Raw genomic sequence first — 12,708 nt, 5'->3', positions numbered from 1 at the left:
TTAAATTCGCAACTAATGCTTGTACTAAAGTTTCAAGAGGCAATGAATATATATAAGGAAAGGATGAATGGAGAATGAAACTCTCAAATACAAAATTAGCATTTCTATTGTTAGGCATAGGGTTTTTAGGAGCCATACTATTTTGGGTTTGGGCCTTTTTTAGTTAATTGCTTCTCTTTTCTGTAACGAAATGAAGGATAAGACGACAAACGTAATGTGGAGAGGGGGGATTCGTGTGCATGAAAAGTTTGAACGGATTTATGATCATTATCACCAAATGTTATTCCAATATATTTTTTATATGGTTCGCAATCGTGAAGTAGCGGAAGAATTAGTTCAAGAAGTCTATATCAAAGTCCTCCACTCTTATGATGAATTTAAAGGGGAGAGTAGTGAGAAGACCTGGCTTTATTCGATCGCCAAGCACGTAGCGGTTGATTGGATAAGAAAGCAAAATCGTCAAAAACGAAGATGGTTAGGCAAATGGTTTGATGTTCACGAACGAGATTTTGAAGTGAGTGATTCAGAGCCGTTACCTGAAGAAATTGTTATACAACGTGATGAAATGAAAGATGTTTACAAACAACTACGTCGTTGTCGTATTGATCAGCAACAGGTTATCGTTTTGCGATATTTGCAAGGTTTGTCAATTAATGAAACTGCAGAAGTGCTTGGGTGGACAGAGAGTAAAGTGAAAACGACGCAACACCGTGCGATTCAAAAATTGAAAAAACATTTATCTGACTACGATGACCAAGAATTGAAGGAGGTGAGCCGATGAAGCGACGGGAAAAATGGACAGACAAGAGGGTAGAGAAACAACTTGACCAATTCCCCGATGTAAAGGATCACCGTTCAAAGGCAGAAATCTTTCACAAAGTTCAGCAGAGGACCGACGAAAAACAAAAGTCTCGCCGTAAACAGCGCTTTCCTTGGTTAATACCGAGTTTGGCCGCAACAGCCGCGGTAATTTTGGGTATCATTATTGTTCCGGGAATGATCCCAGAGCAAGATGAGATAAATAATGATCAATTGATGACAATGGATGTTGAGGAAGAAAGTGAACAGTCAGAAGTTAGTGAAGAAACAGGCGAAGTCAACGAAACGGTGGAAGAAGATATAGATATGGGAATACAAACAGAACGGGTTCAAGAAAAGGAAGTCGATGATGTCATGCAAGTTTTGGACGAATATGAAAGCATATTTATGGATATTGTTGATCGTGCAGGTGAAGATGGAAAGGTAGCAAGTTTCGAGTCAAAAGATGACTTATTGTCTCATTTTACAACGGTTATGTCTGAAGACTTAGCGAAAAGCCATGTGGATATGTATTTTCAAGAAGACGGTGATGAATTATATATCCTCGCAATGGATGCTCCAATATGGTTGAATGAAGAAGAACCATATGATGTCGAAGAAGTTTCAACTGAGGAGTACCACGTAATACAAGAACATGACAATGAAATGTTCGGTCATGTGAATATCATTTACGTGTTAACATTTGATGGTGACAATTGGGTTGTTGATGAAATTAAACAAGATGAATTAGGGTAACATATAAACATACTTTCACATATTCAAACACTGTTCATGGTAATTAGAGGTTTCGATTTAGTTGTGTGGAAGTTCAAGATTAGATTGAGAACAAGTAGAGTTTATGACCGAAGGGGTGGATACTTTGTATCCAGCTCTTTTTTTTAAAATACATTGCTTATAGTACCCGATTAACTTGTGTTTGAGTTGAGATTGAAATGGTAATATCACTAAGAGATCCTTGCATAATTGAGACAATACAGAGGTGAATTTGTTGGATACTGTAACACATACCCTTTTCGGTTTAACGCTTTACGGTTCTGTTAATAAAAATGAATGGTCAAAAGATGCAAAAAAAGCGTTATTATTTACAACCATTGTCGGAAGCCAAATTCCTGATATCGATGTGATTTCGCAACTTTGGGATACAAGTGGCCAGTATCAGATGTGGCACCGAGGCATCACCCATTCGATTTTCATGGTTCCGGTGTGGGCTGCATTGATTTATTGGCTAAGCCGATTTATTTGGGGAGTCGGAGATAAGCGGCTTTTTTGGATGGGGATGCTAGCGGTTTTCATCCATAATACGACTGATTTATTTAATGCTTGGGGAACGGGCTATTTTGAGCCATTTTCATCAGTTCGGATCACCTTTGGTACAATCCCTATTATCGATTTTGTCGTTTGGGGGATCATGTTAGCAGGTTTTATTGCACATAAATGGTTAAAAAAACAGCCGCATGTTGTTTATAAAATTGTATGGATTTTTATCATTGCTCACTTCGCTATCCAAACAGCCCAAGGGTATCTGATTTATCAAAATTATAGCGATGTATATGACGAACAAGCATTGGCAGCTAGTTTCAAGCCATGGCATTTCACTTTTGTCGGCAAGTCTGACGGTCGAGTCGACATCTATCAAACGACGGCTTGGGGTGAGGCTATTTTACAAGAGGAGATCGATAGCCACGAATCAGCGAATTTAGATTTATTATTTGAGGAAAACCCAGAAGCAGAGACACTTTATGATTGGGCTCCTTTTGTTGTTATTGTCGATGATGATGAAGTGTTAGGGTTGTATGACCCAAGGTTGTTCCGTGGCGGACAAGCGATTTTATTTGAATTCATTGAGAAAACACAAGACTTAGAGTTTGAATTGCCAGACGTAGAGAAACATGAGACAGATTGGGGAGAGCTTGACGATTCATCATCATAAATGAGGGCAAACGTCGAATATTGTTTCCCAGGAAATAAAAAAGGAAATTTTTGTTGATATTTCGACAGCCATAATAGCCTGGTGTATTTCGGAAGTACGTTAAAAAAGAAGAAGCGTCGGGGAATGATCTAATATCATTTCCTGACGTTTTTTTGTCCAAACGTTTTGAAGTCGAGAGGAAGATGGTTGGATATCCTAAAGCTTATGGGTGATTGTTTTTGATCATTTTGTGGTGATTGTGACTGTTTCTTTAATCTAAATGACCGAAAATGATTGATTGTGATTGATTTTTGTTGTATGATCATGATGTAAGCGGTTCACAGGAGGTGTTCTCGTGTTAACAATCGAGAGGCAACAAAAGATTTTAGAAGTATTAGAGGAAAAAGAGACAGCAGCTATACACGATTTTGTTCAAATAACAGGTGCTTCAGAGTCAACGATCCGTCGTGATTTAACGGATATGGAAGAGAACGGTCGACTTAAACGAATTCACGGAGGAGCGGCACTGTTAAAAAGTGGTCAAGAAGAATTAACAATGGAAGAAAAAACGACAAGGAATAAACAAGAGAAACAAGCGATTGCAAAATTTGCTGCAGATTTGGTCAAGGATGGAGATTGTTTATATCTAGATGCTGGAACGACGACACTGGAATTGATTCCTTATCTTAAAGGGCGTGATGTCGTCGTCGTGACAAATGGAGTATCCAATGTTGCAAAACTCATCGAAGCAGGAATTGAAACGTATGTGACAGGTGGGAAAGTCAAAGGAAAGACGTCCGCACTCGTTGGTGCGAAAGCTGTCGAAACGTTAACATCTTATCGTTTTGATCATTGTTTTCTCGGGGCGAATGGGATCCATTCAGAAATGGGCTTTACAACACCAGACCCTGAAGAAGCAGTTGTGAAGGCGACGGCACACTCGCTTTCACGAAATTGTTACTTTTTAGTCGATCACACAAAATTGGGTGAAGTCGCTTTTACAAAAATTGTTTCAGTGACATCCGCGACGGTTGTGACATCTAGTGCAACACCTGAGGAGCAACTTAAGAAGTTAGCAGAACTTACAGAAGTAAAGGTGGTTCAACAATGATATATACCGTGACACTTAACCCAGCAGTCGATTATGTTGTCAATCTTGATTCTCTTCAAGTCGGTGAAGTGAATCGCGCGCGCTCTGATGAAAAGTACCCAGGTGGTAAAGGAATTAATGTTTCGCGAGTGTTGAAACGATTGAACATCAATAGTGTAGCGACGGGGTTTGCTGGTGGGTTTACAGGAAAATACATTTCCGATGCGTTAGCTGAAGAAAAAATTAACACTGATTTTGTACGGGTCGAAGGTGATACCCGTATCAACATGAAGGTACAAAGTCAAAGAGAGACAGAAATCAATGGTCCGTCCCCGGCGATTACCGACACGGATCAAACGCTTTTATTAAATAAGTTAAACGATTTGGAAGCAGGGGATGTGCTTGTGTTAGCGGGAAGTGTGCCTAAAACGCTGCCACCATCGATTTATCGAGACATCGTCAATGGTCTTGAGAGCAAGGGTATTCTCGTTTATATCGATACTAGTGGTGATGCACTAAAAGAATCACTTCTTGCAAGTCCGCATTTTATTAAACCAAACCACCATGAATTAGGCGAATTGTACGATGTCGAGATCAAAAATGAAGAAGACGTTTATTACTACGGTCAAAAACTACAAGAGGAATCAAGTATTCAGCACGTTCTTATTTCTATGGGAGGTCAAGGGGCCATTTTATTATCAGATAACGAGATTTTAAGAGCTAAGGCCCCAAGTGGCCAGCCGATTCATACCGTTGGTTCTGGTGACTCAATGGTTGCTGGCTTTCTCACGGGAATGTCAAATACCGATAGTTTGCAAAAGGCCTTTATTAAAGCCGTAGCAGCAGGGAGTGCGACAGCTTTTTCTCAAGGGCTTTGTCAAGCAGAGGACGTCCAAAACTTAGAGAAACAAATTCAAGTAAATGTTAGAAGAAAATCTTCGTTGTAAGAAAGGGTGAGAGGGATGAAAATTACTGAACTGTTACTTAAAGAAACAATCATTCTTGATTTACAGAGTGAAACGAAAGAAACAGTTATTGACGAAATGGTTACTTGTTTATCTGAAAAGAAAAGAATTGACGATCATAACGCTTTTAAAGGCAGCATTTTAGAACGAGAGAGTCAAAGTAGTACTGGTGTGGGTGAAGGTGTAGCGATTCCGCACGCAAAGTCCAGTGCTGTAAAAGAGGCGACGATCGCATTAGGTCGTACAAAAAAAGGCGTTGATTTTGATTCGTTAGATAATCAACCGGTGCACCTTATATTTATGATCGCTGCCCCAGAAGGAGCTAACGATGCGCATTTACAAGCATTATCAAGGTTGTCAACGCTTCTAATGGATGCATCATTTAGAAAAGAAGTGCTAGAAGCAACAACAGAGGATGAGATTTTAAAAGCGGTAGACAAGAAAGAAAAGGAAAAACTTGATAGTGAAGAAAGAGTGCATCATACAAGTGCCGAGGCGAAAAGTGGGCAAGCAGAAAGAAAAGTTCTTGCGATCACTGGTTGCCCGACAGGCATTGCTCATACGTATATGGCAGCTGATGCGTTAAAAGAAAAAGGGCAAGAAATGCGTGTAAACCTGAAAGTTCAAACGAACGGATCTGATGGCGTCAAAAACCGTTTGACGGAACAAGACATAGCAGAAGCTGAAGGAATCATTGTTGCTGCAGATACGAAAGTTGATTTATCTGCATTTAAAGGAAAAACAGTTTTACAACGTGGAGTAACCGACGGGATGAAACGTCCAGGAGAGTTAATCCAACAAGTAATCAACGGAGATGCCCCGATTTATCAAGGGGAAAATGATCAAGAAGAGGCGCAAGAAGGACAGAGTAGCAGTGGCGGTGCAGGCTTTTATAAACATTTAATGAATGGTGTTTCAAACATGTTGCCATTCGTCGTTGGTGGCGGTATTCTCGTTGCCTTATCATTTATGTTTGGTATCGAATCTGAGCACCCATTAGCAGAAGCACTTGGTTCCATCGGTGGTGGACACGCATTAGCGTTAATGGTAGCTGTTTTAGCAGGTTTTATTGCGATGAGTATTGCTGATCGTCCAGGTTTTGCTCCTGGTATGATTGGTGGTTACATGTCAACAACAGGTCCTGATGAAATGCAAGCTGGATTTTTGGGTGGTATTATTGCCGGGTTTTTAGCTGGTTACGTTGTTCTTTGGTTAAAGCGCGTATTTAAAAATCTCCCTCAATCTTTAGATGGCATTAAAACCGTACTTTTATATCCGTTATTTAGTATCTTAATTGTAGGTTTATCGATGCATTTTATCATTATTGAACCAATTGGTACGATTATGATGGCACTTGAGAATTGGTTAGGTGGCATGACAGGTGCTAATGCGGCGATACTAGGTCTCATTCTCGGTGGCATGATGGCTGTCGACATGGGCGGTCCTGTTAACAAAACGGCCTTTGCTTTCGGTTTAGCGATGATTGAAGCGGGTACTTTTGGTCCTCACGCTGCGATTATGGCAGGTGGAATGGTACCACCACTCGGTTTGGCGATTGCTACGACTGTCTTTAAGCGTAAATTTACCAAAGAAGAAGCGGACGCAGGAAAAACAAATTATGTGCTCGGTGCGTCATTCATTACCGAAGGAGCGATTCCGTTTGCTGCAGCTGACCCAGGTAGAGTGATTCCTTCAATTATCGTAGGTTCATCTATCGCGGGTGCCCTATCAATGTTGTTTAATATTGGTTTAATGGCTCCACACGGTGGTTTGTTTGTATCACCATTTGTAGAAGGTAGTTGGCTCTTATATATGATTGCGATTTTAACTGGAGCAGTAGTTACGGCATTGATGGTAGGTTTTTGGAAGAAACCGATCAAATAAAATACTAAAATATGATAAAAGCTGGTGTTATAACAAGGAGAGAATCATAAACTCCTAATAACACCAGCTTTTTTATTGGTGAGTATTCACCTCGTATTCGACATTGCGAGTTTTACCTACTAATTCTCAGTTGTTAGCCTGTTTTACTACTGTTAGCGGTAGGGACGGGCGTTAATCTGGAAGCGTTTCCATTTTGTAGGGAGGAGTGTTTTGTCTATGGTTGTTACTTACACACATGAACCATTTACAGACTTTTCAATTAAACAAAATCGTGAGGAGTTTGAAACAGCACTTCGTAAAGTTAAGGCGGAACTAGGTAAGGAATATCCACTCGTCATCGGTGGAGAAAGAATGACGACTGAAGAGAAAATTGTTTCTGAAAACCCAGCAACGAATGAAGTAGTTGGAAAAGTGTCCAAAGCAGATCAAAAATTAGCAGAAAAGGCGATGCAGTCGGCAAACAAGGCGTTTAAAACGTGGCGTAAATGGGACCCGGAAGCACGAGCTAATGTGCTATTTCGTGCTTCGGCGATGATTAAGCGACGTAAGCATGAATTTTCATCTTGGCTTGTTTATGAGGTAGGAAAGCCGTGGGTTGATGCAGATGCCGACACAGCGGAAGCGATTGACTTTTTAGAATATTATGCGCGTCAAATGATCCGATTAAAAGATGGAATACCGATCAATAGCCGTCCGATTGAGCATAATGAATTCCGTTATATTCCGCTTGGTGTTGGGGTGACAATTTCCCCTTGGAACTTAGCATTTGCGATTATGGCAGGGACAACGATCGGACCCGCGGTAGCAGGAAATACAGTATTGTTGAAACCAGCAAGTAATGCACCGGTGATTTCCTATAAATTTGTAGAAGTCTTGGAACAAGCAGGGATGCCAGCTGGTGTCGTGAATTTTATTCCAGGAAGTGGTTCAGAGGTAGGTGACTATCTCGTCGATCACCCTAATACTCGCTTTATTAATTTCACAGGCTCAAAGGAAGTTGGCTTACGTATACATGAGCGTGCGGCTAAAGTACAAGAAGGGCAAATTTGGCTAAAACGTGTCGTTGCAGAGATGGGTGGTAAGGATACGATTATTGTTGATAGCGACTCAGATTTAGATGTAGCGACAGATGCAATTATTTACTCAGCTTACGGTTTTTCTGGTCAGAAATGTTCAGCATGCTCCCGCGTCGTTGCCCACGAAGATGTATACGATGAGCTACTAGATAAAGTTGTCGCGAAGACAAAAGAGGTTACAGTTGGTGATCCGACAGATTATAACACGTACATGGGTCCGGTGATCGACCAAGCAGGGTATGACAAGATTATGCGCTATATGGATCTAGGCAAAGAAGAAGGCCGCCTTATGGTCGGTGGCGAGGGGGAGGTTTCTAAAGGATACTTCGTACAACCAACTGTCTTTGCAGATTTAGATCCACAAGCACGTATGATGCAAGAAGAGATCTTTGGTCCGGTGGTTGCATTTTCTAAAGCGAAAGATTTTGATGAGGCTATTGATGTCGCAAACAACACCGTTTACGGATTAACTGGGGCGGTCATTTCTAACAACCGTGCACATCTAGAGCAAGCACGTGAGGAATTCCACGTCGGCAACTTGTACTTTAATCGAGGTTGTACAGCAGCGATTGTAGGTTATCAACCATTTGGTGGTTTTAATATGTCAGGAACAGATTCAAAGGCTGGTGGGCCGGATTACCTGTTGCACTTCTTGCAAGCGAAAACGATAAGCGATCAATTTTAAATGGAAGACCATATCATAATAGAGAAGGAGCGGTATCATGAGTATTTCTGATCGAATTATTGAGCAAACCGATCGATATGGCGCGCGAAATTATATACCGTTACCAATTGTGATCTCAAAAGCGGAAGGGTCTTGGGTTGAAGATCCTGAGGGAAATAAGTATATCGATATGCTTAGTGCGTATTCAGCATTAAACCAAGGGCATCGGCATCCGAAGATTATTCAAGCCCTAAAAGAGCAGGCAGATAAAATCACCTTAACATCGAGGGCTTTTCATAATGATCAATTAAATCGCTTTTATGAAAAAGTTGTTCAACTAACAAATAAAAATCGTGTTCTTCCTATGAATACAGGTGCCGAAGCGGTGGAAACGGCAGTGAAGGCCGTTCGCCGCTGGGCATATGAAGTAAAAGGTGTTGCTCGAGACGAAGCGGAGATCATCGTCTGTGAAGATAACTTTCATGGCCGTACAATGACAGCGGTTTCCCTTTCCTCTAATGAAAAGTATAAAAGAGGCTTCGGTCCAATGTTACCAGGGATTAAAGTTGTCCCTTACGGTGATATCGATGCATTAAAAGCGGCAATAACACCGAATACAGCTGCGTTTCTTTTTGAACCGATACAAGGAGAAGCGGGTGTTAATATTCCGCCAGCAGGCTTTTTAAAGCAAGCTTACGACTTATGTAAGGAAGAAAATGTTCTTTATGTAGCTGATGAAATTCAATCTGGACTGGGGCGTTCAGGGAAGATGTTTGCTTGTGATTGGGAAGGGGTTACCCCTGACATGTATATTTTAGGTAAGGCCTTAGGTGGTGGGGTGATGCCGATTTCAGCAGTGGTTGCCAATGACGACATTCTCGGTGTGTTCGACCCTGGCTCTCACGGTTCGACATTTGGAGGGAATCCATTAGCAAGTGCTACAGCTGTCGCAGCTTTGGAAGTAATAGAAGATGAAAAGTTAGTTGATAGATCTATTCGCCTAGGAGATTACTTCAAAGCAGAGCTTGGAAAGATTGATCATCCAAAGGTTCGTGAAGTACGTGGAAAAGGACTATTCATTGGTGTGGAACTAACTGAACCGGCTCGTGCTTATTGTGAACAATTGAAAGAAAAAGGGCTACTTTGTAAAGAAACACATGAAAATGTCATTCGTTTTGCTCCACCGCTGATCATTTCAGAAGAAGATTTAGAATGGGCACTCGAGCGTATTCGGGAAGTTCTTCATCGTTAAGTGTGTTTATATTTTAGTCGGGGGAAGACGTCAATTCGTCTCCCCGTCTATAAAAATTTGAATATAAACGGTGAAGGGGGGAGAATATTGCTTTCACGTCAGTTTTTCTTATTTTTATCACAGAGTAAATGGTTAAAGCAAAATGCTCGTCGCTGGGGCCAAAAGCTTGGTGCTAAACAAGTGATTGCAGGTGAGACGTTGGAAGAGGCTATGAATACGGTTCGAAAGTTAAATGAACAAGGTATGTATGCGACCTTGGATCATTTAGGGGAATTCGTTCATCGTCGAGAGGAAGCGGAACATTCTGCGGAATATTGCGTAAAGATACTACAGGCGATTCATGACGAAGGATTGGAATGTAATTTATCTTTGAAACTTACGCAGTTAGGCCTTGATGTCGATCGTGACTTATGTCGCGACAATATGATGTATATTTTACAAATAGCCAAAGAACTTGAAAACTTTGTACGTATTGATATGGAAGACTATTCACATCTTGATGCGACGTTAGATATATTGAACGAGTTAAGGCAATCGCATGACGACGTAGGTACAGCTATTCAAGCGTATTTATATCGGGCTGAAGCCGATGTGAGGCGCTTGGGAGGTGTGAATTTACGACTTATTAAAGGTGCTTATAATGAATCCCCGCAAGTTGCCTATCAGAAACAAGAAGATGTTGATGAGAACTTTATGAATATTATACGTACGCATTTATTAAATGGTAGTTATGCTGCTATCGCCACACATGATCATCATATTATTAATCAAGTGAAACAATTCGTTAAAGAAAAAGACATTTCCAAAGATCAGTTCGAATTTCAAATGCTTTATGGATTTCGGACGAACTATCAAAAACAACTCGTAGATGAAGGGTATAAAATGAGGATTTACGTCCCATTTGGAACTGACTGGTACGGTTATTTTATGCGCAGACTTGCAGAGCGACCGCAAAATGTTCGTTTTGCTTTAAAAGGGCTGTTATCAAAGTAAGAATGTAAAGGCTTGTGAGAGGCAAAGGGGGATACTGTATGAATAAACGGATTTCCGTGATAGGTGTGCCGATGGACTTGGGACAAAATCGACGTGGTGTCGATATGGGCCCGAGTGCGATGCGCTATGCAGGAGTCATTGAGAGATTAATAGCTTTAGGTTTTGATGTTGTAGATAGAGGAGATATCGAAATTGGTCGTCCTTCTAAGTTGGATGTCATTGAAGAAGGCAATTTAAAAGATTTAAAAGTGGTAGTAAAAGCGAATCAATCTCTTTATGAAAAGGTGAGAAGTGTTGGCGAGCAAGGAGATTTCCCCCTCGTGTTAGGGGGAGATCATAGCATCGCAATTGGTACATTAGCTGCGGTCGCCAAAGAGAGAGAAAACCTGGGAGTAATTTGGTTTGATGCTCATGGTGATTTAAATACAGGTGAAACATCGCCATCTGGCAATATTCATGGAATGCCATTAGCAGTAAGTTTAGGGTTAGGTCATCAGTCATTGGCGGAACTAGGTGGTTATGCCCCTAAAATTAAGCCAGAAAATATTGTGATTATTGGTGCTCGTTCTTTAGATGCTGGAGAGAAACAATTGATACGTGAAAAAGGGATGAACGTTTATACGATGCATGAGATCGACCGACTCGGGATGACGCAAGTGATGAATGAAGCGATTGCCTATTTGTCTTGCGGGACGGATGGTGTTCACTTGAGCGTAGATTTAGATGCTTTGGACCCGCAAGATGCACCAGGGGTAGGGACAGCTGTTCTGGGTGGTACCTCCTACCGGGAAACACATTTAGCGATGGAGATGCTCGCTGAACAAAATATGGTTACATCTGCTGAGTTTGTCGAAGTAAACCCCATCTTAGATGTGAGAAATCAAACCGCGGTTGCTGCAGTTGAATTAATGGGTTCACTTTTTGGAGAAAAATTATTATAAAGGTTATAATATATAGATAGAGTAGAAACTGGTTGTGATAGGATCAACCAGTTTTTGATATGATCGTTTTTGGGAAGGAGGTCGGCGAGATGAAGAAGGGGTTAGTTTTATTGTGGGGAATGCTTATACTAATCATCGTAGCATGTGACGCTGAAGATGGGTCAGCAGTTGAACAACTATCTGGAGACGAACTTGAAGAAAAAATGAGTGATGATGATACGTTACTGGTTATTGATGTTCGTGAAGAAAGGGAGTTTGCTGAAGAGCGTGTACCAGGGATGGAGAATATGCCATTAAGTACGTTTGAAGACACATATCATGAGTTACCTGAAGAAGAGATTTATGTGTTTTGTCGAAGTGGAAATCGCAGCATGGAAGCGGCGGATATTTTAAAAGGTGCTGGATATGAAAATGTCTATAATGTCAAAGGCGGTATCACAGATTGGGAAGGTCCGACTGAAAAATAAGTTACCTTATCCAATACTCGAGCTAGCAAGATCGAACGGTCACTAAAGAAGCGAATGGAATCCGTTTTGAAATAGGTCTGGACGGTCCTCAAAAGAAAAACTGTGATCAACACAGAAAAAACATCAAATAACGATGTTAGGAAAGTGGTAATGAAGTTATATGGTGTTGAAGCACATCGTTTCCTTTTCTCTTTAGAAAACAGCGATTATAATAGTTGATAAGACAGTTCACACTGTTAACGTGAAAGGGGGAAGTTGGTATGAATCAATACGATGAAAAAGTTAAACATAGACTGAAGCGTATCGAAGGACAAGTTAAAGGGATTGTGAAAATGGTTGATGAAGGTAAAGATTGTCGTGACGTCGTCAACCAAATGTCAGCTGTACGAAATGCATTAGATCGTGCGATCGGTGTTGTTGTTAGCGCAAACTTAGAAGAGTGTATTCGCGAGCAAGTTGAGAAAGGTGAAGAGACAGACGATGCAATAAAAGAAGCTGTTGAGTTACTCGTTAAAAGTCGTTAAAGATGAACACCACCACGGGGCCTTTAAAAGTAAAGGTCTCTTTTTAACATAAATAAGAAAACGCTATCAAAATACTGACGTTTGTCAAACAAGTGTTATTGACCATGTGAAATGGGCTGTGCTA

The 12,708-nt window shown here is 40.9% G+C and carries 12 protein-coding genes; all 12 read left to right on the top strand.

The genetic code is table 11. The annotated features are described in order from the left end of the window. Positions 1-235 precede the first annotated feature (235 nt). The 12 genes from sigX to HNQ41_RS11900 all read left to right on the top strand — a co-directional run bounded on the left by sigX (position 236) and on the right by HNQ41_RS11900 (position 12,584). Entirely contained in the window at positions 236-781 is a 546-nt protein-coding gene (gene sigX, locus HNQ41_RS11955) for an RNA polymerase sigma factor SigX (RefSeq protein WP_184664671.1), read from the top strand. Continuing rightward, positions 778-1,554, top strand: coding sequence for a hypothetical protein (locus HNQ41_RS11950; protein ID WP_184664670.1), 777 nt, complete (start codon positions 778-780; stop codon positions 1,552-1,554). The genes sigX and HNQ41_RS11950 overlap by 4 nt, the downstream gene beginning before the upstream one ends. Positions 1,555-1,807: 253 nt before the next feature. Then, the gene (locus HNQ41_RS11945; RefSeq protein WP_184664669.1) at positions 1,808-2,749 is read left to right on the top strand and encodes a metal-dependent hydrolase; all 942 of its coding nucleotides are present in this window, start codon (positions 1,808-1,810) and stop codon (positions 2,747-2,749) included. 334 nt (positions 2,750-3,083) lie between these two features. Next, complete coding sequence (locus HNQ41_RS11940) at positions 3,084-3,839, top strand: DeoR family transcriptional regulator (protein WP_184664668.1); 756 nt, start codon at positions 3,084-3,086, stop codon at positions 3,837-3,839. Continuing rightward, entirely contained in the window at positions 3,836-4,765 is a 930-nt protein-coding gene (gene pfkB / locus HNQ41_RS11935) for a 1-phosphofructokinase (RefSeq protein ID WP_184664667.1), read from the top strand. Before HNQ41_RS11940 ends, pfkB begins: the two co-directional genes overlap by 4 nt. Before the next feature lie 15 nt (positions 4,766-4,780). Continuing rightward, a complete protein-coding gene (locus HNQ41_RS11930; RefSeq protein WP_184664666.1) occupies positions 4,781-6,667 on the top strand; it encodes a PTS fructose transporter subunit IIABC in 1,887 nt (628 codons plus the stop codon). A gap of 216 nt (positions 6,668-6,883) precedes the next feature. Then, complete coding sequence (gene pruA / locus HNQ41_RS11925) at positions 6,884-8,428, top strand: L-glutamate gamma-semialdehyde dehydrogenase (protein ID WP_184664665.1); 1,545 nt, start codon at positions 6,884-6,886, stop codon at positions 8,426-8,428. Between the two features lie 37 nt (positions 8,429-8,465). After that, a complete protein-coding gene (locus tag HNQ41_RS11920; protein WP_184664664.1) occupies positions 8,466-9,659 on the top strand; it encodes an ornithine--oxo-acid transaminase in 1,194 nt (397 codons plus the stop codon). An 87-nt stretch (positions 9,660-9,746) separates the two neighbouring features. Further along, positions 9,747-10,652: a proline dehydrogenase family protein gene (locus HNQ41_RS11915; protein ID WP_221301934.1), complete on the top strand. Its 906-nt coding sequence runs from the start codon at positions 9,747-9,749 to the stop codon at positions 10,650-10,652. Between the two features lie 38 nt (positions 10,653-10,690). Continuing rightward, positions 10,691-11,593, top strand: a complete 903-nt coding sequence (rocF, locus tag HNQ41_RS11910) for an arginase (RefSeq protein WP_184664663.1) — start codon at positions 10,691-10,693, stop codon at positions 11,591-11,593. An 89-nt stretch (positions 11,594-11,682) separates the two neighbouring features. Further along, on the top strand, positions 11,683-12,060 hold the full coding sequence (locus HNQ41_RS11905) for a rhodanese-like domain-containing protein (RefSeq protein WP_184664662.1): 378 nt from the start codon (positions 11,683-11,685) through the stop codon (positions 12,058-12,060). A 260-nt stretch (positions 12,061-12,320) separates the two neighbouring features. Beyond that, on the top strand, positions 12,321-12,584 hold the full coding sequence (locus tag HNQ41_RS11900; RefSeq protein ID WP_184664661.1) for a metal-sensitive transcriptional regulator: 264 nt from the start codon (positions 12,321-12,323) through the stop codon (positions 12,582-12,584). Positions 12,585-12,708 lie beyond the last annotated feature (124 nt).

Source organism: Texcoconibacillus texcoconensis (assembly GCF_014202575.1).
Lineage (GTDB): Bacteria > Bacillota > Bacilli > Bacillales > Salisediminibacteriaceae > Texcoconibacillus > Texcoconibacillus texcoconensis.
The sequence above is the reverse complement of the archived record's forward strand: the minus strand, read 5'-3'. Positions and strand labels throughout refer to the sequence as shown.